21 protein-coding genes are annotated in these 24301 nt (G+C 75.9%); 9 read left to right on the top strand and 12 right to left on the bottom strand.

Annotation, left to right across the window (positions count from 1 at the left end; all coding sequences use genetic code 11):
• The first annotated feature begins 14 nt into the window (after positions 1 to 14).
• Together cysD and cysN are read left to right on the top strand one after the other, a co-directional pair.
• On the top strand, positions 15 to 974 hold the full coding sequence (gene cysD, locus IEX99_RS08530; protein ID WP_188899596.1) for a sulfate adenylyltransferase subunit CysD: 960 nt from the start codon (positions 15 to 17) through the stop codon (positions 972 to 974).
• Complete coding sequence (gene cysN / locus IEX99_RS08525) at positions 974 to 2845, top strand: sulfate adenylyltransferase subunit CysN (protein ID WP_188899595.1); 1872 nt, start codon at positions 974 to 976, stop codon at positions 2843 to 2845. Before cysD ends, cysN begins: the two co-directional genes overlap by 1 nt.
• Before the next feature lie 8 nt (positions 2846 to 2853).
• On the opposite strand, the gene IEX99_RS08520 is transcribed toward cysN, so the two are convergent.
• Together IEX99_RS08520 and IEX99_RS08515 are read right to left on the bottom strand one after the other, a co-directional pair.
• The gene (locus tag IEX99_RS08520; RefSeq protein ID WP_188899594.1) at positions 2854 to 3924 is read right to left on the bottom strand and encodes a hypothetical protein; all 1071 of its coding nucleotides are present in this window, start codon (positions 3922 to 3924) and stop codon (positions 2854 to 2856) included.
• Complete coding sequence (locus tag IEX99_RS08515; RefSeq protein WP_188899593.1) at positions 3921 to 4859, bottom strand: hypothetical protein; 939 nt, start codon at positions 4857 to 4859, stop codon at positions 3921 to 3923. Before IEX99_RS08515 ends, IEX99_RS08520 begins: the two co-directional genes overlap by 4 nt.
• Before the next feature lie 175 nt (positions 4860 to 5034).
• Between IEX99_RS08515 and IEX99_RS08510 the strand changes: the two genes are divergently transcribed.
• From IEX99_RS08510 to IEX99_RS22660, 4 genes are all read left to right on the top strand, one after another.
• Positions 5035 to 5799, top strand: coding sequence for an alpha/beta fold hydrolase (locus tag IEX99_RS08510; protein WP_188899592.1), 765 nt, complete (start codon positions 5035 to 5037; stop codon positions 5797 to 5799).
• Positions 5800 to 5893: 94 nt separating this feature from the next.
• Entirely contained in the window at positions 5894 to 6547 is a 654-nt protein-coding gene (locus IEX99_RS08505) for a 2-hydroxychromene-2-carboxylate isomerase (RefSeq protein WP_188899591.1), read from the top strand.
• Between the two features lies 1 nt (position 6548).
• Positions 6549 to 7871: an NAD(P)/FAD-dependent oxidoreductase gene (locus tag IEX99_RS08500; protein WP_188899590.1), complete on the top strand. Its 1323-nt coding sequence runs from the start codon at positions 6549 to 6551 to the stop codon at positions 7869 to 7871.
• A 50-nt stretch (positions 7872 to 7921) separates the two neighbouring features.
• The gene (locus IEX99_RS22660; protein ID WP_188899589.1) at positions 7922 to 8743 is read left to right on the top strand and encodes a cold-shock protein; all 822 of its coding nucleotides are present in this window, start codon (positions 7922 to 7924) and stop codon (positions 8741 to 8743) included.
• A gap of 80 nt (positions 8744 to 8823) precedes the next feature.
• Here IEX99_RS22660 and IEX99_RS08490 read toward each other — a convergent pair whose 3' ends face one another.
• Positions 8824 to 9585, bottom strand: coding sequence for an aspartate/glutamate racemase family protein (locus tag IEX99_RS08490; protein ID WP_188899588.1), 762 nt, complete (start codon positions 9583 to 9585; stop codon positions 8824 to 8826).
• Between the two features lie 53 nt (positions 9586 to 9638).
• Here IEX99_RS08490 and IEX99_RS08485 point away from each other — a divergent pair, with 53 nt between their 5' ends.
• A complete protein-coding gene (locus IEX99_RS08485) occupies positions 9639 to 10649 on the top strand; it encodes a Bug family tripartite tricarboxylate transporter substrate binding protein (RefSeq protein WP_188899587.1) in 1011 nt (336 codons plus the stop codon).
• A gap of 98 nt (positions 10650 to 10747) precedes the next feature.
• Here IEX99_RS08485 and IEX99_RS08480 read toward each other — a convergent pair whose 3' ends face one another.
• Together IEX99_RS08480 and IEX99_RS08475 are read right to left on the bottom strand one after the other, a co-directional pair.
• Positions 10748 to 11005, bottom strand: coding sequence for a YdcH family protein (locus IEX99_RS08480; RefSeq protein WP_188899586.1), 258 nt, complete (start codon positions 11003 to 11005; stop codon positions 10748 to 10750).
• 264 nt (positions 11006 to 11269) lie between these two features.
• Positions 11270 to 12361 carry a mandelate racemase/muconate lactonizing enzyme family protein gene (locus tag IEX99_RS08475; RefSeq protein ID WP_188899585.1) on the bottom strand — a complete coding sequence of 364 codons (1092 nt, stop codon included), beginning with the start codon at positions 12359 to 12361 and terminating at the stop codon, positions 11270 to 11272.
• A 341-nt stretch (positions 12362 to 12702) separates the two neighbouring features.
• On the opposite strand from IEX99_RS08475, the gene IEX99_RS08470 reads away from it, so the two are divergent.
• Complete coding sequence (locus tag IEX99_RS08470; RefSeq protein ID WP_188899584.1) at positions 12703 to 14109, top strand: caspase family protein; 1407 nt, start codon at positions 12703 to 12705, stop codon at positions 14107 to 14109.
• A gap of 32 nt (positions 14110 to 14141) precedes the next feature.
• Here the strand turns inward: IEX99_RS08470 and IEX99_RS08465 are convergent, their stop codons facing one another.
• Both IEX99_RS08465 and IEX99_RS08460 read right to left on the bottom strand, forming a co-directional pair.
• Complete coding sequence (locus IEX99_RS08465) at positions 14142 to 14576, bottom strand: DUF1489 family protein (RefSeq protein WP_188899583.1); 435 nt, start codon at positions 14574 to 14576, stop codon at positions 14142 to 14144.
• A gap of 298 nt (positions 14577 to 14874) precedes the next feature.
• Positions 14875 to 17595 carry a cation-translocating P-type ATPase gene (locus tag IEX99_RS08460; RefSeq protein ID WP_229677882.1) on the bottom strand — a complete coding sequence of 907 codons (2721 nt, stop codon included), beginning with the start codon at positions 17593 to 17595 and terminating at the stop codon, positions 14875 to 14877.
• Positions 17596 to 18517: 922 nt separating this feature from the next.
• Between IEX99_RS08460 and IEX99_RS08455 the strand changes: the two genes are divergently transcribed.
• On the top strand, positions 18518 to 20836 hold the full coding sequence (locus IEX99_RS08455) for a HAMP domain-containing methyl-accepting chemotaxis protein (protein ID WP_188899581.1): 2319 nt from the start codon (positions 18518 to 18520) through the stop codon (positions 20834 to 20836).
• Positions 20837 to 20954: 118 nt separating this feature from the next.
• Here IEX99_RS08455 and pqqE read toward each other — a convergent pair whose 3' ends face one another.
• The 5 genes from pqqE to pqqA all read right to left on the bottom strand — a co-directional run bounded on the left by pqqE (position 20955) and on the right by pqqA (position 24268).
• Positions 20955 to 22067: a pyrroloquinoline quinone biosynthesis protein PqqE gene (pqqE, locus tag IEX99_RS08450; protein WP_188899580.1), complete on the bottom strand. Its 1113-nt coding sequence runs from the start codon at positions 22065 to 22067 to the stop codon at positions 20955 to 20957.
• Positions 22064 to 22351, bottom strand: a complete 288-nt coding sequence (pqqD, locus tag IEX99_RS08445) for a pyrroloquinoline quinone biosynthesis peptide chaperone PqqD (protein WP_188899579.1) — start codon at positions 22349 to 22351, stop codon at positions 22064 to 22066. The genes pqqE and pqqD overlap by 4 nt, the downstream gene beginning before the upstream one ends.
• On the bottom strand, positions 22348 to 23100 hold the full coding sequence (gene pqqC, locus IEX99_RS08440; RefSeq protein WP_188899578.1) for a pyrroloquinoline-quinone synthase PqqC: 753 nt from the start codon (positions 23098 to 23100) through the stop codon (positions 22348 to 22350). Before pqqC ends, pqqD begins: the two co-directional genes overlap by 4 nt.
• A complete protein-coding gene (gene pqqB, locus IEX99_RS08435; RefSeq protein ID WP_188899776.1) occupies positions 23097 to 24038 on the bottom strand; it encodes a pyrroloquinoline quinone biosynthesis protein PqqB in 942 nt (313 codons plus the stop codon). Before pqqB ends, pqqC begins: the two co-directional genes overlap by 4 nt.
• Before the next feature lie 101 nt (positions 24039 to 24139).
• Positions 24140 to 24268, bottom strand: coding sequence for a pyrroloquinoline quinone precursor peptide PqqA (gene pqqA / locus IEX99_RS22420; protein ID WP_229677881.1), 129 nt, complete (start codon positions 24266 to 24268; stop codon positions 24140 to 24142).
• Positions 24269 to 24301: the final 33 nt, after the last annotated feature.

Genomic DNA, 24301 nt, shown 5'->3' with positions numbered 1-24301 from the left:
CCCGGGGGGACCGGATGACCGTCAACGCAGACACCACCGAGACCGCTCCCGCGCGCGCCGCCGGCGCGCCGCGCCGCCTCACGCCCCATCTCGCGCGGCTCGAGGCCGAGTCCATCCACATCATCCGCGAGGTCGCGGCCAGCTTCCGCCGGCCGGTGATGCTCTACTCCATCGGCAAGGACTCGAGCGTGATGCTGCACCTCGCGCTCAAGGCCTTCCATCCCGGCAAGCCGCCCTTCCCGCTGCTGCACGTGGACACGACCTGGAAGTTCCGCGAGATGATCGCGTTCCGCGACGCCACCGCGCGGCGCCTCGGCCTGGAGCTGATCGTCCACGTCAACGAGGAGGGGCTCGCGCGCGGCATCAGCCCCGTCGCCTCCGGCTCCGCGCTGCACACCCAGGTGATGAAGACCGAGGCGCTGAAGCAGGCGCTGACGCGGCACGGCTTCGACGCCGCCTTCGGCGGCGCCCGGCGCGACGAGGAGAAGAGCCGCGCCAAGGAGCGCATCTTCTCCTTCCGCGACGCCGCCCACGGCTGGGACCCGCGCAACCAGCGGCCGGAGCTGTGGACCCTCTTCAACACCCGCATCCGCGAGGGCGAGTCGATCCGCGTCTTCCCGCTCTCGAACTGGACCGAGTTCGACGTGTGGGACTACATCCTCGCCGAGGACATCCCCGTCGTGCCGCTCTACTTCGCCAGGCCGCGCCCGGTGGTGCGGCGCAGCGGCACCTGGATCATGGTGGACGACGAGCGCCTGCCGCTCGGGCCCGGCGAGACGCCGGAGATGCGGATGGTGCGCTTCCGCACCCTCGGCTGCTACCCGCTGACCGGCGCCATCGAGTCCGAGGCCGACACGCTGGAGAAGATCATCGCCGAGATGCGCGCCGCGCGCACCTCCGAGCGCCAGGGCCGGCTGATCGACACCGACGAGGAAGCCTCGATGGAGCGCAAGAAGCGCGAGGGCTACTTCTGATGACGCATCACCGCCCCGCCTCCGCCGGCCAGCGCGAGCTGCTGCGCTTCCTCACCTGCGGCTCGGTGGACGACGGCAAGTCCACGCTGATCGGCCGCCTGCTCCACGACACCCGGCTGATCCTCGACGACCAGCTCGCGGCGCTGGCCAGGGATTCGCGCAGGCACGGCACGACCGGGGAGGAGATCGACCTCGCCCTGCTGGTGGACGGGCTGGAGGCCGAGCGCCAGCAGGGCATCACCATCGACGTCGCCTGGCGCTACTTCTCGACGCCGCGGCGCGGCTTCATCGTCGCCGACACGCCGGGGCACGAGCAGTACACGCGCAACATGGCGACCGGCGCGTCGCATTCCTCGCTCGCCGTCCTGCTCGTGGACGCGCGCAAGGGCGTGCTCACGCAGACGCGGCGGCACTCCATCATCTGCGCCCTGCTCGGCATCCGCGACATCGTGCTCGCGGTCAACAAGATGGACCTCGCGGGGTTCGACCAGGACCACTTCGACCGCATCGTCGGCGACTACGTCACCTTCGCCTCGACGCTCGGCTTCCGCTCGATCGTGCCGATCCCGCTCAGCGCGCGCCACGGCGACAACGTGACCCGGCGCTCCGGCAACACGCCCTGGTACCACGGGCCGACCCTGCTCGAGCACCTGGAGACGGTGGAGGTCGAGCAGGACCTCGCCGACAAGCCCTTCCGCTTCCCGGTCCAGTGGGTGAACCGGCCGAGCCAGGAGTTCCGCGGCTTTTCCGGCACCGTCGCCTCGGGCCGCGTCGCGGTGGGCGACCAGGTGGTGGTCGCCGCCTCCGGCCGGTCGTCGCGCATCGCGCGCATCGTCACCGCCGACGGCGACCTGCCGAGCGCGGAGGCCGGCCAGGCGGTGACGCTCACCCTCGCCGACGAGATCGACATCGCGCGCGGCGACCTCCTCGTCCCCGCCGCGGCGCGGCCGGAGATGGCCGACCAGTTCGCCGCCCACCTCCTCTGGATGGACGAGGAGCCGCTGCTCCCCGGGCGCACCTACCTGATGCGCATCGGCACCCTCTGGACCCAGGCCTCGGTCACCGCGGTCAAGCACCGGCTCGACGTCAACACGCGGGAGGAGCACGCGGCGCGGACGCTCTCGCTGAACGAGATCGGCTTCTGCAACCTCGCCGCCGCGCAGCGCGTGCCCTGCGACGCCTACGCGGAGAACCGCGCGACCGGCGCCTTCATCCTGGTGGACCGCTACACCAACCGCACCGCCGGCGCCGGCATGATCGCCTTCCCGCTGCGCCGCGCCTCCAACATCCACCACGCGGACTTCGTGGTGGACAAGCTGGCGCGCGCCGCGCTCGACCACCAGAAGCCGGCGGTGCTGTGGTTCACCGGGCTCTCCGGCTCGGGCAAGTCCACCGTCGCCAACCTGGTCGAGCTGGCGCTGCACCAGGCCGGCCGCCACACCTACACGCTGGACGGCGACAACCTCCGCCACGGGCTGAACAAGGACCTCGGCTTCACCGCCGCCGACCGGGTGGAGAACATCCGCCGCGTCGGCGAGGTGGCGAAGCTGTTCGTGGACGCCGGCCTCATCGTGCTCTGCAGCTTCATCTCGCCCTTCCGCGCCGAGCGCCGGATGGTGCGCGACCTGCTGGAGGAGGGCGAGTTCGTCGAGATCTTCGTGGACACGCCGCTCGAGGAGTGCATGCGGCGCGACCCGAAGGGCCTCTACGCCAAGGCCAGGGCCGGCGCGATCCGCAACTTCACCGGCCTCGACAGCCCCTACGAGCCGCCGGAGGCGCCGGAGCTGCACCTGCGCACCCTCGGCCGCACGCCGCAGGACTGCGCGGAGGAGGTGCTGGCGCGGCTGCGTGCGCTCGGGCTGATGGCGTAGGCGCGCGCCTACCCGACGGCCCGCGCCGCCGCGCCGGCCGCCCCGAAGATCGAGCCGGCCGGCACCCGCGACATCACCGCCGGCAGGTCGGACTCCGCCGCCAGCGCGGCGAGGCTGCGGGTCGCGGCCGCGCGCGCCCGATGCAGCGCCACCTGCCAGGCGGCGAGCCGCGGCACATCTCCGCCCGGCACATCTCCGACTGCCCCGACGCCGCGCGGCGCGCCGAGCCAGCGCCGGAACGGCCCGATCAGGTCGCGGAGCAGGGCGGCCAGCGCCACCCGGTCGAACGCGCTCGCCAGCCCGTCCAGACCATCGAGCGCCAGGCCGTCGTCGCCCGGTGCCGCCACCACCACGCCCGCGACCGGAAGCGCAAGGCCCGGATTGTCCGCCGCGCGCCAGTCCGCGACCAGGCCGGCCTCGCCGTCGCCGCCGAGGCGGAGCCGCCACGCCAGCCGCGGCAGCGACAGCGCCGCGAGACGCAGCGCGGTGGCGGTCACCTCCAGCGCCTCGCCGTCCTCCGCCGGGGTGAAGGCGAAGCCTGAGGCCTCCACGGCGAGGTGCCGCGCCATCCACCGCCGGCCGATCAGCAGCGGCAGCGCGTCCTCGGCGTCGGTCGCGCCCTCCGGCACGCGGCCCTCCGCCGCGCCCGGCTCCAGCACCACGCAGGAGACGGCGACGCCGAGCCGGCGCCCCCCGGGCGCGTCCGGGCTCGGCATCCCCTCCGCCCGGGTTTCCGGCACCGCGATCCAGAGCTCCGCCACGTCCTGCCCTGCCATCGCGGCCGCCGGCCAGGCGAAGCCGAGCACCTCCATCGCCCCCTCGGACCGCGGCTCGATCGTCATGGGATGACCGTTGAGGAACACCTCCACCCCCCCCGGCACCGGCTCGACCAGGTGGATCTCCCCCCTTCCCGCCCCCCCGCAGCGGAACGGGATGCGGAGCGAGGCGAGCCGCCCCGGGCCGGACCAGCGGAAGCCGATGCCGTCGCGCAGCTCCGGCGGATACCAGCCGAAGCCGTCGATGCGGAACATCAGGTCGTGCACCTGGCGCGGCCGCCAGAGCAGGGCGTCTCCGGTCATGCGGCGAGCCCTTCCGCCGGCGCGTCCTGCCCTGCCGCGACGAGGCGGTGCGCGTGCCGCTCCACCAGGCGCACGATGGCGAGGCCGAGCAGCGTCCCGACGCCGTGGTTGATCTGCGCGCCCATGTAGCCCGCGCGGGCGTCGAACCGGATCGCGCCGACCAGCGTGTCCATCACGGTCGCCGTCAGCATGTCCGCCCCGTCCTCGCGCAACAGGCGCGCGCGCTCCGCCTCCAGCCGCGCGCGTGCGGCGCCGATCCGGCGCACCACCAGGCCGATGGCGCGCTCCCAGTTGCGCGTGCTCCAGGCCTGCGCGTGCGCGAGGTGGCGCGCGGAGGGGTTCTGCACCAGCACCACCGGTACCCCCCTGAGCAGCGCGTCCAGCGCCATCCAGTAGTCCCACCACGGCACGCCGAGGGCGAAGCCGCGCATGTCGAGCCGGCGCATCACCGCGCGCGGCATGACGAACAGGTCGTACCCGTAGCGGTAAAGCGGCCCGATCCGCTGGCCGGGGTGGCGAAGCTCGGTCCGGTTGTAGATCACCAGCGCGCCGTCGCGCGCGCGGGCGGCGACGGCCGCCCGCTCCGCCGGCGACATGGCGAGCTCGATGTCGGAGTTCACCAGGCCGACCAGCTCCCCCTCCGCCTCGCGCTCCAGCGCGGCGAACAGGTCGTCGATCCAGACGAAGGGGCGGCCGTACTCGGCCTCGGCCGAGCGGCCCACGGCGCGGATCTCGAGCCCGGGATGCGCGGCCGCGAGGGCCGCGGCCTCCGCCTCCGGGTTGACCGAGATCGCCCGCCAGCCCGTGCCGCCCCAGCTCGCCACGCAGCGCCGTTGCCAGAGCGCCCCGAGGTCGCCTGCGGGCGCCACCTCGCGCTTCAGCGCGGGCGGCACGGAGGTGGCGAGGCAGACGGCGGGAGGGACCAGAGGGCGCATGGCGGACAGGCTCGGATCACGCGCTTCTAAATCGCCCGAGGGTTGAGGTCCATCGCGCGGGACCGCGGCGCCCCGTCTCGCGTCCGGCGCCGCGCTCTGGCACGCTCGCATCGCGGCGGTCCCGTACCAATCGCCGCCGCTCGCCCTGCGGCACCCCACCACCGGAGGCCCGTCCTTGCCGAAGCCCCCCGCTGCCGCCGATGCGCCGCCACCTCCCGAGGGAGGCGGCAAGACCTACGTCCTGCTCCACGGCGCCTGGCATGGCGGCTGGTGCTGGGCCAGGGTCGCCGACGCCCTGCGCGCTGCCGGCCACCGGGTGTCGACGCCGACCCAGACCGGGCTGGGGGAGCGTCGGCACCTGATGTCGGGCGCCATCACCCTCGAGACCTTCGTCCTCGACCTCGTCAACCACCTCGAGGCGGAGGAGCTGCGCGACGTCATCCTGGTCGGCCACAGCTTCGGCGGATCCGCCATCTCCGGCGCGGCCGACCGCATGCCGGAGCGCGTCCGCCATCTCGTCTACCTCGATGCCGTGATCCTCGAGGACGGGCAGACGCCGTTCGACATGCTGCCCGCCGACCTCGTCGCCGCGCGCCGCCGCCTCGCGCAGGAACAGGGCGGGGGCATCGCCATCCCGGCCCCGCCACCTCCGGCCTTCGGCGTCCCGGCGGACCACCCCGAGGCCGCCTGGGTCGCCCGCCGCCTGACGCCGCACCCGCTCGGCACCTACGAGACGCCGCTGCGGCTCCGGAATCCGGTCGGCAACGGCCGGCCGCGCACCTACGTCGCCTGCACCGATCCGCTCTACGGCCCGCTCGAGGGGGCGCGCCGCTGGGTGCGCCGGCGGCGGGGCTGGAACTGGCGCGAGATCGCGACGGGCCATGACGCGATGGTGACGGCGCCGGCCGCGCTGGCGCGGATGCTGGCCGAGATCGAATAGGCCGGCGCGGCGCACGGACTGCGCCGCCGGCGCGCCCTGCGGTTGCGCCGGCGGCGCGCTCGCCTATGGTTGCCGCGAGGGAGATCCGCCGACCATGCCCGCCCCCGCCGCGACGCCGCGCGTCGTCGAGTGCTTCTACACCCTGTCCTCGCCCTGGATGTATCTCGGCGGGCCGCAGCTCACGCGGATCGTGCGGCGCCATCGCGTCCGCCTGGTGCTGCGGCCCTACGATTTCGCGGCCGTGGTGCCGGGCAACGGCGGCATCCCGCTGCGCAGCCGCCCGGAGGCGCGGCAGCGCTACCATGCGCTCGAGCTCGACCGCTGGCGGCGGCATCTCGGCCTGCCGCTCAACCTCCGCCCGCGCCACTACCCGCCGCGCGACCAGCGCCCCGCCGGCCGCATGGTGATGGCGGCGCAGGCGCACGGATTCGACGCGATGCTGCTGTCGCACGCGCTGCTGCGCGCCCTCTGGGCCGAGGAGCGCGACATCGCCGACCCCGCCGAGCGGGCGCGCATCGCCGACGAGGCCGGCCTGCCCGGCCGCGACCTGGTCGCCGAGGAGGAGAGCCCCGCGATCCTCGCCGAATGGGCGCGCAACAACGAGGACGCCGCGGCGCGCGGCGTGTTCGGCTCGCCGACCATCTTCTTCGGCGATCTCTGGCTCTGGGGCCAGGACCGGCTCTTCTTCCTCGAACGCGCGCTCGCCGGCGAGGCCGTGCACGACGACTTCCCGGACGGCGCGCCCTGAGATGGGTCCGCCCCGCCACGTCGTCGTCATCGGCGCCGGCATCGTCGGCGCCGCCTCCGCGATCGAGCTGCTGCGCGACGGCCATCGCGTCACCATCCTCGAGCCCGGCGAGCCGGGCGGCGAGCAGAGCGCGAGCTACGGCAACGGCTGCTGGCTCTCGCCGATGTCGGTGATCCCGCCCGCCGTGCCGGGGCTGTGGCGCAAGGTGCCGGGCTTCGTCGCCGATCCCCTCGGCCCGCTCGCCATCCGCTGGACCTACCTGCCGCGCGCGCTGCCCTGGCTCGCCCGCTACCTGCTCTCCGGCTGGACCGAGGCGCGGGTGGAGCGCGCCGCGCACGCGCTGCGCCCGCTGCTCGTGGATGCCCCGGCGCTGCACAAGGCGCTCGCCGAGGAGGCCGGCGTCGGCCACCTGATCGAGCGCCGTGGGCTGCTCTACGTCTTCCCCTCGCGCGCCGAGTTCGAGGCCGATGCCATGGCCTGGCGCATCCGCGCCAGGACCGGCGTGCGCTGGATCGAGCTCGACGAGGACGAGCTGCGCCAGCGCGAGCCGGCGCTCGACCGCCGCTACCGCTTCGCCCTGCTGGCGGAGGAGGGCGGCCACTGCCGCGATCCCGGGGCCTACGTCGCCGCGCTCGTCTCGCACGCGCGCGAGCGCGGGGCGGACCTGCGCCGCGCGCGGGCACGCGGCTTCCGGATCGAGGCCGGCCGCCTGCGCGCGGTCACCACCGAGGGCGGCGAGGAGATCGCCTGCGACGGCGCGGTCATCGCCGCCGGCGCGCGCTCGAAGGCGCTCGCCGCGGCTGCCGGCGACCGCGTGCCGCTCGAGACCGAACGCGGCTACCACGCGGTGATCGCCGACGCGGAGGCCGGCCCGCGCACGCCGCTGATGCCCTCGGACGGCAGGATGTCCGTCGCCTGGACCGACCGCGGCTTGCGGGTCGCCGGCCAGGTGGAGATCGCCGGCCTCGACGCGGCGCCGAACTGGAAGCGGGCGGAGATCCTGCGCGACCATCTGCTGCGCCTGTTCCCGGCCCTGCCGCGCGACCTGCCGCCGGAGCGGGTGCGCTTCTGGATGGGCCACCGCCCGAGCATGCCGGACGGCCTTCCCTGCCTCGGCCCGGCGAGCGCCACGACGGACGTCGTGCACGCCTTCGGGCACGGCCATGTGGGGCTGGTGGCGGGGGCGCGCACGGGCCGGATCGTGGCGCAGCTCCTCGGGGCCAGGCCGCCCGAGATCCCGGTCGCGCCCTACGATCCGCGGCGCTTCCGCCGAGCGTTTTTTCCCCCTCGCTTTCCGCAGGCCGGGGTGCCATGCTTGGGATAGCGGCCCCGCACCCCGTCGGGCCGCAAAAACAATTGCGGATCCATTAAGACGTGTCTCCCGAGAACGAAGAAAACCAGAACGGCGCCACCAACGGCGGCGATGCCGCGCCGTTCGAGGCCGAAGTGAAGTGGTACAATGCCCGGAAGGGCTTCGGCTTCGTGCTGGGGCCGGACGGCAACGACGTGTTCTTCCACGCCTCAGCCCTGACCGAGGCCGGAATTGAACCGCCGGCGACCGGCGACAAGCTCGTCGTCGAGATCGGCACCGACCGACAGGGTCGGCGCCTCGTCACGCGCATCCTGGAGCACAAGCCGGGCGAGGGCGGTGCCGGTGCCACCGGCGGGGGCGCGGGCTTCGGCGGTCCGCGGCGCTCCTTCGGCGGACCGGGCGGCGGCTGGGGCGACCGCCCGCCGCGGCGCGAATTCGGCGACCGGCCCCCGCGGCGGGATTTCGGTGCCGGCGGAGGCGGGGGCTTCGGCGCCGGCGCGGGCGGCTGGAGCGACCGGCCCCCGCGGCGGGATTTCGGTGCCGGCGGAGGCGGAGGCTTCGGCACTGGCGGCGGCCGCTTCGGCGGCGGCAGCGGCCCCGGCGGCGGCCGCTTCGGCAGCGGCTGGGGCGAGCGGCCGCCGCCGCGGCGCGACTTCGCGCGCGACGAGGGCGGTCCCACCTACAGCCTCAGCGGCACGGTGAAGTGGTTCGACCAGGTGCGGGGCTTCGGCTTCGTCACCCCGGACGACGGCGGGCAGGACGTGTTCCTGCACTCCTCGGTGCTGCACCGCGCTGGCAAGCACGACATCCAGCAGGGCCAGAAGGTCTCGCTCGAGGTCCGCGACGGCCAGCGCGGCCGCCAGGCGGTGACGATCAAGGAGTAGGCGGGGCGCGACGCCGCCCGGCGCGCGGGGGAGGCGGCGCTCGCCCGTCCCTCCCCCGTCGGCGCCCTGGCCGAGGCGCCTCAGCGCGGGAAGCGCCGCGGCCGCAGTCCGATGTGGAACCAGCGGATCATCGAGTGGATGTCGTACACCGGCAGGCCCAGCGCCTCGCGCAGGACCGCGGCGTAGGGCGGCATGTTGGTGCACTCCAGCACCAGCGCGCCGACCTCCGGATGCCGCGCGAGCAGCGTCCGCGCCGCGTCGAGGATGTCCTGCTCGGCCGCGGCGACGTCCAGATCCTCCTTCTCGGCCTTGATCAGCACGCGGAAGAATTCGCGCCCGTCCTCGGTGCCCGCGACCGGCGTGTCCGGCGGCGCGCCGGCCGCGGCGAGGTGGGCCGGCGTCAGCGTCGCCGCGCAGACCGTGAGGACGCCGACGCGCCGGCCCGGCGGCAGCGTCGCCTGCACCCAGGGTACCTGCATCAGCGCGGAGGTCGCGACCGGCACCTTCGCGCGCTCCGCCAGCTCGCGCTGGAACAGCGACAGGAAGCCGCAGTTGGTGGTGATAGCCTCGGCGCCGAGCGCGACCAGCTCCTCCGCCGCCTCCAGGAAATCCGGCAGCAGGCCGTTCGCGCCCCCCAGCACCACGCGCTCCGGCGTCGCGCCCCGGACCACGCGGTAGAGCACCGGAAAGGGCCAGGTCTCCGCATTGCCCATGTCGCCCGGGATGCGCGGGAAGCGCGCCTCCAGCATCAGGATGCCGAGCGGCGCGCCGTAGATCGCCTTGCCGCCGCGGGCGATGCCGGGCCGGACCAGGGGGGCAGGCGGCGAAGGGGCCGTGTTCATGCGACAAGCCTAGCGCACTACACTGTCGCCCCGAACGCCGAAGGAGAGACCCGATGCGCCACGCTCGCCTCCGCCGCCGCGCCTTGGCCGGGGCCCTCGCGGCCTTGCCCCTGCTGCCCGCCGTCGCACGCGCCCAGGGGGGCAACGAGTCCTGGCCCAGCCGCCCGATCGTCATCATGGGCGGGTTCCCGAACGGCTCGGGCGTGGACATCTACGCCCGCCGCCTGGCCGACCGCCTCTCCCGCACGCTCGGCGCGCCGGTCGTGGTGGACAACCGCTCCGGCGCCGGCGGCAACATCGCCTCCGACCTGGTCGCGAAGGCGCGGCCCGACGGCTACCTGTTCCTGCTCGGCACCGCCGGCACCCATGCGATCAACGCCTCGCTCTACCGCTCCCTGCCCTTCGACCCGCTGCGCGACGTCACCCACATCGCGCTGCTCGGCGACGTGCCGAACGTGCTGCTGGTCAATCCGGAGAAGCGGCCCCAGTTCCGCACCTGCCAGGACGTGATCGCGGCGGCGAGGGCGCAGCCGGGGGCGCTGAACTACTCCTCCACCGGCAACGGCGCCTCGACGCACCTGGCGGGGGCGCAATTCTCCACCGCCGCCGGGGTCGAGCTCACGCACGTGCCCTATCGCGGCCAGCCGGGAGCGATGCAGGCGCTGCTGCGCGGCGACGCGGACTTGTTCTTCAACCAGACCGGACCCTCGATCGGGCCGATCCGCCAGGGCCAGCTCCGCGGCCTGGCGGTGACGACGCGGACCCGCGTCGCCGCGCTGCCCGACATCCCGACCGTCGAGGAGGCCTGCGGCCTGAGGGGCTTCGAGAGCACCACCTGGTACGGCCTGTTCGCCCCGCCGGGCCTGCCGGAGCCGATCCAGCGGCGGATGAACGCCGAGGTCGTGGGCATCATCAACGCGCCGGAATTCCAGCGCTGGCTGATCGAGGAGCAGGGCATCACCCCGCCCACCGAGAACACGCCGGAGCATTTCCGCGCCGTCCACGAGCGCGACATCGCGCGGTGGCGCGAGGTGGTCCGCCGCTCCGGCGCGACGCTGGACTAGCGCCGGAACGGCGCGCACGCGGCGGCAGCGGCCGCCCGACCGATCCGGCGGCGCCACGGTCCGGAGCCAGGGCCGGGTCGGCCCGGGCGCCGGCCGACCTACGCCGACTGGCCGTGCGCCGTCGCCTGCCCGGACCTGGGCGCCCCGGCGTCCATCATCCAGGCCGGCGGCACCGCCCCCCGCTCGATCGCGGCGATGCGGTCGCGCACCGCGAGCTTCTCGCGCTTGATTCGCCTGACCGTCGCCTCATCCGGCCGAGGACGTTCCATCTCCTCCGCGAGCGCGCGCTCGAGTTCGGCGTGGCGCTCGGTGAGGCGATCCAGCAGCCAGGAACGGGCCGGAGAATCCAGGCTCATGCGCAGTCCTCCATCATGCGCGGGGCCCACGGGGGCGCCGCGTCGCCGTGCTGGTCGTCGAAGGATGGGAAGGCAGGGCCGGTGACTGCCCCGGCGCCGCCCGGGGCAGGGCGGCGCCGGAGGAGGTCCGTCGGGACGCAGGCTCCGTCCTCGGGAACATCCGAGCCCATGCGTGGACCTTGGGCGCGCCGGGGGCCCGGTTCAAGTCCGCGATGCCGAGTCGGCCGGCGGACGTGCGGTGCAGCACACCCCCGGCCCGCCCCGTCAGGCCGCCGCGAGCGGCGCCAGACCGGCCCAGTCGAGTGCCACCCCGTGGCCGGGTCGCTCCGGCGCCACCGCGCGGCCTTCCTCGAGCCGGAGCGGGTGCTCCAGGAAGCGGTCCAGCCCGAAGCCGTGCACCTCCAGGTAGGAGGCGTTCGGGCAGGCGGCGAGCAGGTGCACCGTCACGTCGTGCGCGCCGTGCGAGGTGACGGGCAGGTGGTGCGCCTCGGCGAGCCGCGCGATCTTCATGAAGGCGGTGACGCCGCCGCAATTGGTCGCGTCCGGCTCCGGATAGCTGACGCCCCCCGCCGCGATCAGCGCCTGGAATTCCCAGAGCGAGCGCAGGTTCTCCCCCGCCGCGACCGGCAGCCCGCCCTCGCGGACCACGCGCGCATGGCCGGCGACGTCCTCCGGCGCCACCGGCTCCTCCAGCCAGAGCGGGGCGTAGGGCGCGAAGGCGCGCGCCGCGCGGATCGCCACATCCGCCGTCCAGGCCATGTTGGCGTCCACCATCAGCGGGAAGTCCGCGCCGAGATGCGCGCGCATGGCGGCGAGCCTCTCGACGTCCTCGCCGAGCCGGGCACGCCCGACCTTCATCTTGATGGCGCGGAAGCCGCGCGCGAGGGTGCGCCCGGCCTGCGCGACCAGCTCCGCCGCGGAGAGGTGCAGGTCTATCCCGCCCGCGTAGCAGGCGACGCGCGGCTCGTGCCCGCCGAGCAGCAGCCAGAGCGGCAGCCCGGCCCGCTTCGCCTTCAGGTCCCACAGCGCGATGTCGAAGGCCGAGAGCGCGAGCACGCTCGGCCCGCCGCGCCCGCCGTAGTGCAGCGCCCACCACAGGCGCTGCCACAGCGCCTCGATGCGCTCCGCCTCCGCGCCCGTTGCGAGCTCGGCGATCTCGCGTGCGGCGACGGCGTGGATCGCGGCGCCGTTGCGGCCCGTGGTGTAGGTGTAGCCCAGGCCCTCCGCGCCGTCGGCGTCGCGCACGCGCAGCGTCACCAGCTCGAAGGCCGCGATCGTGCCGTGGGTAGAATCCGACAGCGCCTCCGGCAGGGGAATGCGGTAATACCCTGCCTCCACCCGTTCGATCCGTGCCATCGCCCCGCTCCTCGCCGACCGGGCGAAGCGTAGGGCGAAAGCCCCGCCGGATCACCCGTCGGGGCCGCGACCGGGGCCGACGGCACGCGCGGCGGCGATGGGGCGCATCCGAGGCAAAGAAAAGGGCCGGCCGGAGCGATCCGGCCGGCCCAGCGGCGTGCCCAAGGGGCCGCCAGTCGTGCGGCGGCCTGCCGGGAAAAGAGCCGCCGCCGAACTCCGCCGCCCCCGGACGTCCGGGGCACGGCACGGCGAAGAGTGCGCAAAACCGGCTGACCGCGGCGTGGTGCCGGGCTTAACTCTGTGCAATCCATGTGGAGCGAGGCGAGGGGAGGACGATCGGGATGCCCGCAGCAGCCACGCACGGCCCGGCTGGCCGCCGGCGCAATCGCCTGGCGCGCGCGTTTGCCCTCGTCCTTGCCGCGCTGGTCCTGTCCGTTCCCGCGGCCGTGGCCTGGGCCCAGCAGGGGCGGGTCGCGCTCGTCCTCGGCAACGGCGCCTACCGCAGCGTGCCGCGCCTCGCCAATCCCGGCCAGGACGCGCAGGGCATGGCGCAGACGCTGCGCGGCATCGGCTTCCAGGTGGAGCTGGTCCGCGACGCCACGCGCGCGCAGATCGAGGAGGCGCTGCGCCGCTTCGGCCGCGCCGCGGACGGCGCCGAGATCGCCCTGTTCTTCTACGCCGGCCACGGCATGCAGGTCGGTGGCGAGAACTACCTGATGCCGGTGGACGCCCGCGTCGCCGACGCGCGCGACATCGACTACGAGCTGATCGCGCTGCCCCTCGTCACGCGGGCGATGGAGCGCGCGCGGGTGCGCATCCTCATCCTCGACGCCTGCCGCGACAATCCCCTGGCGGCGCAGATCCGAGGGCTCTCGGGCACGCGCTCGGTCGGGCGCGGGCTGGCCCGGATCGAGCAGGTGGACCTTGGCACCCTGGTCGCCTTCGCGACCAGCCCGGGCGCCGTCGCTCTCGACGGCGCCGGGCGCAACAGCCCCTTCACCGCCGCCCTGCTGCAGCACCTGCCGACGCCGGGGCTCGAGATCCGGCAGGTGATGACCCGGGTGCGGGCGAGCGTGGTGCAGGAGACCGGCGGCCAGCAGATCCCGTGGGACAATTCCTCGCTGATCACGGAGGTCGTGCTGCGCCCGGGCGCCGGCGGGGCGGTCGCCGCCGCACCGCCGCCCGCGCCCCGACCCGCGCCGGAACCCGCCCAGCCCCAGCGCCTGGCCGCGCCGGGCGGCCAGCCGGCCCCGCCGCCGGCCGCCACGCCGGCGGCGCCCGCCGCCCTGCCCTCCGCCGCCGCGGGCTTCGCCGGCGCCCGCGCCGTCGCGGCGGAACGGCAGATCCCGCTGCCTGCCGCGCTGCCCGCGCCGACCCAGCCGCGCTCGACCTCCGGCCTCGGCCGGTTCCTCGGCGCCTGGGGTGGCCGGACGATGTGGAACCAGCTCGGCCGCGAGGTGCTGCTGATCGTGCTCGCCGTGGACGAGAACGCGGGCACCGCGGAGGTCCTGCTCGCCGGCAACCTCGGCAATCCGGGCACCTTCAGCGACGGGCTGAGCCCGGGCTTCGAGCGCGCCAGGGCGCGCTACCAGTTCGGCAAGCTCGTCTGGACCGACAGCGCCGGCGAGCGCTACGAGGTCTCACCCCTGCTCGCCGGGGACGGGCTGGAACTGGTGCAGACGCGGTCCCTCGCCAGCCCCCGGCAGAGCGGCGCCCAGGCGCGAACCCACCTCCCGCGGATCGAGTAGCGGGCGCGCGCCGGTTCCGTTCCGGCACCGCCTCAGATCAGGCAGAGCTCCGCCAGCTCGCGCCGCAGCCGCGGCGGCAGGCGTTCCAGGCCGCGCGCGGGCGGCGCTTCCGCGCGCCGCGCCGCGACGTCCGGCGGCGCATCCTCCGGCGCGAGGTAGCGCCAGCCCTGGAAGGCCTTCACCGGCCGCGCCTCCACCGGCACCAGCGCCGGATCGAGCACGATCGCCGCGCAGGCGCTGCCGTCCTTCATCCGGTCCTCCCGGATGTCGATGACGCGCTGGCGCACGCGGACGAAGCCGGCCACCACCCAGTAGATCGAGCCGCCGCCGACGATCTCCGCCGCCCGGCGCGGGAACATGCGGGTCCGGTGGCGCAGCGGCGGGTCGGCGCGCCGCCGCTCCGCCTGGAGGGCGCGCAGTTCGGCCACGTCGCGCGGCCCGACCGAGAGCTTGATGAGGTGCAGCACGGCCGAATCGGTGGACCGGCGGGCCGAGTCCGCGCAAGCCCCGGGCAGGCCCGAGCGCGGCGGCCGCGAGCGGTCCCGCGCCGTCGAGCGCGAGCCGCCGCGTCACCCCGGCCTTGCCGGCGGCGTGGCGCTGGCGGGCCCCGGCCGCGGCAGCGGCCGGCTTGCGCACGCGCTCGGCGGCTCGATGCGCCCCGGCTCCTGCCCGGGATCGGCGCGGTGCGGGCCATGCTCGACCGCAGCCGTCTCGCGCGAGCGCTGAGCCGCGGGACGCGCCACGGGCGCCACGGCGGCCGGCGCGTCACCGCGCCGCGCCGTGGCGCAGCGCGCCGCGCCGCATCAGCCACTTCTCCGCCTCGATCGCGACCAACACGAGGGCGGACACCGCCACGCAGAACGCCAGCTCGCCGGCCGTCAGCGGCTGCGTCCGCATCGCCTCGTTCAGCCACGGCACGTAGATCACGGCGAGCTGCAGCGCCGCCCCGCCCAGCACCGCGCCCAGCATCGCCCGGTTGGAGCCCGGTCCCGCCCGGAACAGCGACTCCCGCTCGGTGCGGATCGCCATCGCCTGGAACAGCTGGCAGAACACCAGGGCGGTGAACACCATCGTCTGCCAGCGCGGCGAGTCGCTCGCCAGCCCGCAGGCCTGGACGGCGAGCGACAGGGCGCCGATCAGCAGGCCGATCCAGACGATCCGCGCCGCCAGCCCGCGGGCGAAGACGCTCTCGGCCGGCGGGCGCGGCGGACGGCGCATCACGTCCCGCTCCTCCGGCTCGGCGGCGAGCGCGAGGCCCGGCAGGCCGTCGGTGACGAGGTTCACCCAGAGGATGTGGACCGGCAGCAGCGGGATCGGCAGGCCGAGGAAGGGCGCGACGAGCAGCACCAGGAACTCGCCGAGGTTCCCGGCCAGCACGAACTGCACGAACTTGCGGATGTTGTCGAAGATCCGCCGCCCCTCCCGCACCGCCGCGACGATCGAGGCGAAGTTGTCGTCGAGCAGCACCATGTCGGCCGCCTCGCGCGCGACATCGGTGCCGATCCGCCCCATCGCCACGCCGATGTCGGCGCGCTTCAGCGCCGGGGCGTCGTTCACCCCGTCGCCGGTCATCGCCACCACCTCGCCGCGGCGCTGCAGCGCCTCGACGATGGCGATCTTCTGCGCCGGGTCCACACGGGCATAGACGCGTAGATGCGCCGCCCGCTCGGCCAGCGCCTCCGGCCCGATGGCGGCCAGTTCCTGCCCGGTGAGCACGCGGTGCCGCCGCTCGCCGTCCGCCGGCGCGTCGAGGATCCCGAGGCGCCCGGCGATGGCGAGCGCCGTCAGCGGATGGTCGCCCGTCACCATCACCGGCGTGATCCCCGCCGCGCGGCACTCGGCGACCGCCTGCGCCGCCTCCGGCCGCGGCGGATCCATCAGTCCGACCAGGCCGAGCAGGACGAGATCCCGCTCCGCCGTCTCGGGCGCGAGGGGCTCCGGCGGCGCCGGCCAGTCGCGCCGCGCGAAGGCGAGCACGCGCAATCCCTCCGCGGCCATGCGCTCCGCCTGCGCGAGCAGGCGCGGCGTGTCGAGCGGCGCCGGGCCCGCCTCCGCCAGCCGGGCGGAGCAGAGCGCGATCACCGACTCCGGCGCACCCTTGGTGAAGGCGACCACCCGGCCCCCGCCCTCGGGCGCGCGGTGCAGCGTGGTCATCCTCTTGCGCTCCGCGTCGAAGGGCAGCTCGGCGAGGCGGGGCGCGTCGCGCTCGAGGACCGACCGGCCGAATCCGGCCTCGCGCGCCGCCACGGCGAGCGCGACCTCGGTCGGGTCGCCGACCAGGCGGCCGTCCGCCTCCGCGCTCGCGTCGTTGCAGAGCGCCATCGCCCGGAGCAGGGACCGCCACGGCTCCCGCTGCGCCGCCCCCGGCGGCACGACCGGGCCGTGCCGCGCACCGCTTTCCTCCAGCACGAAGGCCTCGGCGCGCATGCGGTTCTGGGTCAGCGTGCCGGTCTTGTCGGAGCAGATGACCGTCACCGAGCCCAGCGTCTCCACCGCCGGCAGGCGGCGGATCAGCGCGTTGCGCCGGACCATGCGCTGCGCGCCGAGCGCGAGCCCGACCGTGACCACCGCCGGCAGCGCCTCCGGCACCGCGGCGACGGCGAGGCTCACCGCGGTGAGGAACATCAGCGCCGGCGGCTCGCCGCGCAGCATGCCAAGCGCGAACACCACCATGCAGGCAACGATCGCGGCGAGGGCGAGCTGCCTGCCGAGCCGCGCGAGCCGCCGCTGCAGCGGCGTGCGCGTGTCCCCGGTGGCGGACAGGAGGTCCGCGATGCGGCCGAACTCGGTCGCCATGCCGGTGGCGACGACCACGCCGCGGCCGCGACCTCGCGTCACCATCGTGCCGCCATAGGCCATGTTGACGCGGTCGCCGAGCGCCAGGCCGGGCGTGGCCAGCGCTTCGGTCCCCTTCTCCAACGCCTGGGATTCGCCCGTGAGCGCCGCCTCCTGCACGTGGAGCCGCACCGCCTCGACCAGGCGTAGGTCGGCCGGCACGACGGCGCCGGCCTCGAGCAGCACCACATCCCCCGGCACCAGATCCGCCGCCGGCAAGGGGACGACGCGGCCGTCGCGCACCGCCGTCGCGCGCGGCGCGGCCATGGACCTCAGCGCCAGCAGGGCCCGCTCGGCGCGGTACTCCTGGACGAAACCGACCACGGCGTTGAGCGCGACGATCGCGAGGATCGCCGCCGCGTCCACGGCCTCGCCGATCGCGCCGGCGACGACGGCGGCGGCGACCAGCAGCCCGACCATCACGTCCGCGAACTGGCGCGCCAGGATCGCGAGCGGCCCGCGCGGGGGCTGCGTGCGCAGCCGGTTCGGTCCGTGCTCGGCGAGGCGGCGCCTCGCCTCCGCGGCGGTCAGGCCGGTCCGGAGGCAGGTGCCGAACCGCGCCGCCACCGCCTCCGGCTCAAGCGTGTGCCAGGGCGGCGCCGCCTCGCCCGGGATCGCGGCGGCCGCGGCGGGCCGGTCCCCGCCGGTCAAGCCGCCGAAGCCCCGAGGGCGAGCACGCCGCGCGCGGACGCCGGCAGCAGGGCGGCCGACGGGTCGGCGGCCGAGACCCGCGTCCCCTCGCCCGCGAAGGGCACCGGAACGGCCGGTAACGCCATGTCCTCGATCCTGCACTCGGCTCGCTTCGCCATGTCCCCACCGCCGCCGATCGCGTCGCCGCCCCCGCTCCGTCCGCGGCCGAGCACGCACCATCGCGGTGCGCCGCGGAGGGGGAGCGCCGGCGCCGCCCCCGCGGCTCTACAGCCCGCAAGGGCATGGCGCCGGGCGCCCGGCCCGCCCCCGGCAAGGCGGCCCGCATCGCGCGACGCCGCGCGCGGCGCTGCCGGCCGCCCCGAACGAGGATGGAACGCACCCAGGCACTGCCGCGCGGGAGGGCCCCGCGCGTCGCCCCGCGCCCATGCCGCCGCCCGCCACCGCGCCACGGCCGGCCGGCGACGGCGTGCGGCCGGCAGCGGCTCGGGACCGTCGCCGGGCAGCCCGCGCATCCTGCGGCGGCGGCCGGCGCGAGCGCAATCTCCGGAGCGTCCCGGATCGTCCCGGGCGCCGCACCATCCCTTTCGGCCACCATCGGAACACGACATCCGGGGCGGTGATCGCGCGCATCGCGGCGCCCGGCGAGGGGCCCGATGCGCGGCCCGCCGCATCGGTCGCGCTTTTCGGCCGAAGTCCCGCCGCAGCGGCGAGCCCCCCTGCGTGCCGGCCCCGGCGCGGCTGCGCGCCATGGCCGCGGCCCGGCGCGGCCACAGCGACGGCATCGGCGATGCCGGCCGGGGGGACGCCCAGCCATCGGACGGTGGTCGCCGCAGCGGGCGGGCCGCGGGCGCTTCATCAGCGGTTAAGCGCGACCGGTTCTCCTCCCCGCCGATCGAGCGTCGTCCGAGGGAGTTCCCCCGTCATGCGTTTCTTCCGCGACCTGTCCGTCGGCCGGAAGCTGGCCGCTTCCGCCCTGTTCGCCCTGCTGCTGATCCTCGGTCTGGTGACGCTGGTGCGGCTGCAGGCGGCGACGGTGGCGGAGCAGCAGGCCGCCCAGGGCCGCGCGATCGAGGCCCGCCTGAGACTGGCGGAGGCGCTCGCCAACCGCGCCGCCGGCCGCGCCGCGGTGAGCGCCGCGGCCGGCGCGCAGACCGGCGCCGAGCTGGACCGCCTGGCGGCGGAGGCCGGAGAGCTCGCGGCCACCCTTCGCCGGCTGGTCGAGTCCGCCGCCGCGGTCGCCGCCAGCCCGGCGACGCGCGAGGCGGTTCTCGCGGCCCTGCCGCCGGTCGAGGAGTGGCACCGCGCCTTCGGCACGCTGGTCGGCCACCGCCGCACCCTGATCGAGCGGCGCGACAGCCGCTTCTTCCCGCTCTCGCGGGACTACGATTCGGCGCTGGAGGCGGTGCAGGGCGCCCTCGAGTACGACATTCCGCCGGAGGCACGGACCGACGCCCGGGATCGCTTCCAGACCTTCCACGCCGCCGTCTCCGAGATGCGCATCGCGTTGCAGGCGTTCCTCGCCACGGACAGTGCGGACCAGGCGCAGCGCGCACGGCGCGGCCTGACCCTGACGCGCGTGCACCTGCGCGGCGTCCAGTCTGCGGTCGGCGACGGACCGGCGGCCGCGCCCTTCCGCCGGCTCGGCGAGACCGCGCTCGGCCTCGCCAGCGCGGCCGAGGAGATGCTCGCCGCCGCGCAGGCGGTGCTCGCGGCGCAGTCCGAGGGAACGCGGCCCGCCGGCGAGCGCCTCGAGCGCGCGCTCGGGGAGGCAAGCGCGGCGCTGCAGGCGGAAGGCGAGGCGAGCCGCGCCGCCGTCTCCGCCGCCGTGTCGCACATGGACCTCGCGGTGCTGCTCGGCGGCGCCGCGGTGGCGCTGGTGCTGGCGCTCTCCGGCGCGCTGACGGCGCGGGCGATCGGCGCGCCGCTGCGCCGCGTCGCCGAGGTCATCGCCCGCATCGCCAAGGGCGAGACCGCGCTCGAGGTGCCTGGCCGCGGCCGGCGCGACGAGATCGGGCGGATCGCCGAGGCGCTCGAGACGCTGCGCGGCGAGGTGGGGCGCGCCTTCGCCCGCGGCCAGATGCTGGAGCAGATGCCGATCGGCGTCATGATGGCCGACCCGCGCGACGCCTGCCGCATCACCTACGTGAACACGCGCACGGTCGAGATCCTGCGCCGGGTCGAGGATGCGCTGCCCGTGAAGGCAGACGCCCTGGAGGGCCAGAGCGCCGACATCTTCCACCGCGACCCCGCCCGGGTGCGCGCGATCCTCACCGACCCGACGAAGCTCCCCTACAAGACGCGCATCCGCCTCGGCGCGGAGACGCTGGAGCTGAACGTGAACGCCATCCGCGACGCCGCGGGCGGCTATGTCGGCCCGATGCTCACCTGGTCGGTGGTGACGGAGCAGGCGCGCCTCGCCGACAGCTTCGAGGCCCAGGTGGGCGCGGTGGTCGAGGCGGTGGCGGCCTCCGCCGCGCAGGTGCAGTCCGCGGCGCAGGCGCTGGCCGGCTCCGCCGAGACCTCCGGCAAGGAGGCGGCGACGGTGGCCGAGGCCGGCAACCGCGCCAGCGCCGAGGTGCAGGCGGTGGCCTCCGCCGCCGAGGAGATGGCCGCCTCGGTCGAGGAGATCACCCGCCGCGTCGCCGAGGCCGCCGAGGTCGCGAGCCGCGCCGTGACCGAGACGCGCGCGACCGACGCCACGGTGCAGGGCCTCTCCGAGGCGGCGGCGCGCATCGGCGACGTCGTGCGCCTGATCGGCGACATCGCCGGCCAGACCAACCTGCTCGCGCTCAACGCCACCATCGAGGCGGCGCGCGCGGGCGAGGCCGGCAAGGGCTTCGCCGTGGTGGCGAGCGAGGTGAAGGGCCTCGCCGGCCAGACCGCCAAGGCGACCGAGGAGATCGCCCGGCAGATCACCGGGATGCAGCAGGCGACCACCCAGGCGGTGGAGGCCATCCGCGGCATCGGCGCCACGGTCGAGCGCACCTCCGAGATCGCCACCGCCATCGCCGCCGCGGTCGAGCAGCAGGGCGCGACGACGCGCGAGATCGCCCGCAGCGCCGCGCAGGTCGCCGAGAGCGCCGGCACGGTCGCGAGCCGCATCGAGGCGGTGCGCCGCGCCGCCGGGGAGACAGGCGAGGCGGCGGACGCGCTGCTCGGCGCGGCCGGCGGCCTCGCCGAGCAGTCCACCGCCCTGCGCGGCCGCGCCGCGGAGTTCCTCGCCGCCGTGCGGCGGGCATAGGGCGGATCGCGGACGGCGGGAAACCGCCCGGCGCGCGAACCGGCGCGACGCACAAGGGGCGGGAGCCGCCGCGGCGGGCGCTGCCGGGCGGGGACGGCCCCGCGCGCGGGCGGGCCGATCAGCGCGGGGGCGGCGCGGCGCGGCCCATCTCGCGGTAGGTGAAGCCCTCCTCCGCCCCCGCCGCCTCCCGCACCGCGAGGTCGAGCAGCGCGTGGTGCGGCGAGAGTTCGCAGGCCGGATCGGTCGCCGCGGCGTCGCCGGTGAGCGCGAAGGCCTGGCAGCGGCAGCCGCCGAAATCCACCGCGCGCCGGTCGCAGGAGCGGCAGGGCTCCGGCATCCAGGCGGTGCCGCGGAAGCGGTTGAAGGCCTCCGAGCGGTGCCAGATCTCGGCGAGCGGCACCTCCCGCACGTCGGGGAAGGCGAGGCCGGGCAGGCTCTCCGCGGCGTGGCAGGGCAGCGCCTTGCCGGCGGGCGTCACCGCCAGCACCCGCCGGCCCCAGCCGCCCATGCAGGCCTTCGGGCGCCTGGCGTGGTAGTCGGGGATCACGTAGTCGATCACCAGCCGTCCCCTGTGCGCCGCGCGCGCGGCCCCGACCGTCGCCGTCGCGGCGTCGAGCTGCGCGCGCGTCGGCAGCAGCGCGGCGCGGTTGGCGAGCGCCCAGCCGTAGTACTGCACATGCGCCACCTCCAGCCGCCCGGCACCGAGCGCGAGGGCGAGCGCGATCAGATCCGGCAGGCGGTCGAGGTTCTGCCGGTGCACGACGGCGTTCAGCGTCAGCGGCAGCCCGGCGGCGCGGACCAGCCGCGCCGCCTCCAGCTTGCGCGCATGCCCGCCCGCGAGGCCGCCGATGCGGTCGGCGGAGGCCGGCGCGGCGTCCTGGACGGAAAGCTGCACGTGGTCGAGCCCCGCCGCCGCCAGCGCCTCGACCTTCGCCGCGTCGAGCAGCACGCCGGCGGTGATCAGGTTGGTGTAGAGCCCGGCCTCGGACGCCGCGCGCACCAGCTCCGGCAGGTCGCGCCGCGCCGTCGGCTCGCCGCCCGAGAGATGCACCTGCAGCACGCCGAGCGCGGCGGCCTCGCGGAACACCCGCGCCCAGGCGGCGGTGTCCATCTCCTCGCCGGGGCGGGCCAGCGCCACCGGGTTGGAGCAGTAGGGACAGCGCAGCGGGCAGCGATGCGTGAGTTCCGCGAGCAGGCCGAGCGGGGGCTCGATCTCGCCGGCGGCGCTCACGTCGCGATCACCCCCTTGGCGGCGAGGTCCTGCAGCATCTCCGTCACGTCCGCCGCGATCTCCGCGCGCGGCGCCGCGAAGCGGGCGGCGAGCGCGTCCACGATCGCGTCCACGCTGCGCGCGCCGTCCACTAGGCGCAGCACCTCGAGCGCGATCTCGTCGGGGACGAACATGCGCTCCGGCGCCATCACCACCCAGCGGCCGCCGCGCGCCGCGTCCTCGCGCAGCCGCACGCCGCGCGCGAGGCGCGGGACGGTGGCGCCGGCGATCGCGGCGGCCGTCACATGCCCTCCGGCCGGAAGGCGCCGGGCGGCGGCAGCCGCGGCTCCACATAGGCGAAGTGCAGCGCGTCGAGCTGCGCCCAGAGCAGGTCGCACTTGAAGCGCAGCGCGCCGAGCACGAGCTCCTGCTCCGCCCGCGTGCGCGCCTCGCGCTTGACGTAGGCGAGCGCGAAGGCGGAGTCCTGCGGCGCCTGCGTCAGCCGCGGCGTGAAGTAGGCGAGCGTGTCGGGCGAGACGAAGTCGTAGCTGCGCAGCATCCCCTCGACGCGCTCGCTGATGATGGCGGGCGAGAACAGCTCCGTCAGCGAGGAGGCCACCGCCTCCAGCACGCTGCGCTCCTGCACGAAGGCGACGTAGGCGTCCACCGCGAAGCGTGTGGCCGGCAGCAGGCCGGCGAGCGAGGTGACGTAGCCGCGATCGAGGCCGAGCCCGTCGGTCAGCTTCAGCCAGCGCTCGACGCCGCCGGGCGTCACCCCGTCGCCGTCGTGGTCCACGAGGCGCCGGCGCCATTCGCGGCGCAGCTCCGGCGTCGGCAGGCGGGCCAGCAGGCTGGCGTCCTTCCTCGGGATGGAGGCCTGGTAGTAGTAGCGGTTCAGCGCCCAGGCCTGCACCTGGCCCTTGGTGAGCTTCCCGCCGTGCAGCAGCCGGTGGAAGGGGTGCAGGCTGTGGTAGCGCTCCGCGCCGATGGCGCGCAGGCGGCGCTCCAGCTCCTCGGGCGAGAGCGGGGCGCCCTCCTCGTCGTCCTGCCTCACAGCGTGATCTCCATGCCGTCCTCGGCGACCTCCCAGCCGGCCGCCTCGACGGCGGCGCGCTCCGGGCTGTCGGCGAGCAGGACGGGGTTGGTGTTGTTGATGTGGATCAGGATCTTGCGCCGCACCGGCAGATCGCGGAAGGCGGCGAGCGTGCCGTCGGGCCCGTCGAGGCTCATGTGGCCCATGCGCGCGCCGGTCTTGGGGCCGGCGCCGGCGCGGATCATCTCGTCGTCGCGCCAGAGGGTGCCGTCGAACAGCACCGTGTCGGCGCCGGCGATGCGCGCGCGCAGCGCCGGGGTGAGGGCGGCGCAGCCGGGGATGAAGAGCAGCGTCGGGCCGCCGGCGGCGGCGCGCAGCGCGAGGCCCACCGTCTCCCCCGCCTCCGCCCGGCCCGGATCGGCGCCGTCGGGCGGTTCCTGGAACAGCGGCACCTTGCCCGGCACGGCGAAGGCCTCGACGCGGAGGCCGAGCGGCTCCCCCGCCGCGTCCGCCAGCAGGACCGGCGCGCCGGGCGGCAGCGCCCGCCGCGGCACGATGGCCGGGTTGACGGCGTTGAAGATCGGGTTGTCGCGCAGCACCGCGAGCACCGGCGCGCCGGCGTAGAGGGCGAAGGCGTGGCGCTCGCGCAGGGTGAGCAGGCCGGCGATGCCGTCCACCTCGCCGCCGGTCAGCACCACCGCGGCGATCGGCGAATGCCGCACCGCGCCGGGCGCGGGCCGGGGGTGCAGCGGCGGGTTGGCCTCGATCTGCGCCCGCAGGTCGGGCGCCGCGTTGAGCAGCGCCCAGCGCTCGCCGTCCGCGGTGACGGCGAGCGAGGTCTGGGTCCGGGGCCTGGCCGCCGGGTCGCCGGCACGGGCGCGGCGGCATCCGGACCCGGCCGAGTTCCACTGCGGGAACCCGCCACCTGCCGCGGAGCCGAGGACCAGCGCCCGGAGCACGGCCATCCCTCACTCCCGGGACCGGAACGGCCCGCGGCGAAGCCCGTCAGGAGCGCGGCGGGCGGCCTCGGCCCGGGCCGGCCCTCGCCGCGAGGCCCGGATCAGGCCTCGGCGCAGGCGTAGCAGTTGATCTCCATGGCGAGGGAGACCTCGGTCACGCGGGGCTTCTTCCAGGCCATCGGTATGTCCTCCGCTCCTTCCGCCGGGCAGGATGATCCCGCCGCGCCCATAGGAGCGGGCGCCGGCGGCGGAGGTCAAGGCCC

Source organism: Caldovatus sediminis, assembly GCF_014644455.1.
GTDB lineage: Bacteria > Pseudomonadota > Alphaproteobacteria > Acetobacterales > Acetobacteraceae > Caldovatus > Caldovatus sediminis.
The sequence above is the reverse complement of the archived record's forward strand: the minus strand, read 5'-3'. Positions and strand labels throughout refer to the sequence as shown.

Coding starts and splice junctions, on each gene's coding strand:
- cysD (WP_188899596.1), top strand. CDS start 15: ATGACCGTCAACGCAGACACCACCGAGACCGCTCCCGCGCGCGCCGCC.
- IEX99_RS08520 (WP_188899594.1), bottom strand. CDS start 3,924: ATGACCGGAGACGCCCTGCTCTGGCGGCCGCGCCAGGTGCACGACCTG.
- IEX99_RS08485 (WP_188899587.1), top strand. CDS start 9,639: ATGCGCCACGCTCGCCTCCGCCGCCGCGCCTTGGCCGGGGCCCTCGCG.
- IEX99_RS08500 (WP_188899590.1), top strand. CDS start 6,549: ATGGGTCCGCCCCGCCACGTCGTCGTCATCGGCGCCGGCATCGTCGGC.
- IEX99_RS08490 (WP_188899588.1), bottom strand. CDS start 9,585: ATGAACACGGCCCCTTCGCCGCCTGCCCCCCTGGTCCGGCCCGGCATC.
- pqqA (WP_229677881.1), bottom strand. CDS start 24,268: ATGGGCGCGGCGGGATCATCCTGCCCGGCGGAAGGAGCGGAGGACATA.
- cysN (WP_188899595.1), top strand. CDS start 974: ATGACGCATCACCGCCCCGCCTCCGCCGGCCAGCGCGAGCTGCTGCGC.
- IEX99_RS08470 (WP_188899584.1), top strand. CDS start 12,703: ATGCCCGCAGCAGCCACGCACGGCCCGGCTGGCCGCCGGCGCAATCGC.
- IEX99_RS08475 (WP_188899585.1), bottom strand. CDS start 12,361: ATGGCACGGATCGAACGGGTGGAGGCAGGGTATTACCGCATTCCCCTG.
- IEX99_RS08505 (WP_188899591.1), top strand. CDS start 5,894: ATGCCCGCCCCCGCCGCGACGCCGCGCGTCGTCGAGTGCTTCTACACC.
- IEX99_RS08515 (WP_188899593.1), bottom strand. CDS start 4,859: ATGCGCCCTCTGGTCCCTCCCGCCGTCTGCCTCGCCACCTCCGTGCCG.
- IEX99_RS08480 (WP_188899586.1), bottom strand. CDS start 11,005: ATGAGCCTGGATTCTCCGGCCCGTTCCTGGCTGCTGGATCGCCTCACC.
- IEX99_RS08455 (WP_188899581.1), top strand. CDS start 18,518: ATGCGTTTCTTCCGCGACCTGTCCGTCGGCCGGAAGCTGGCCGCTTCC.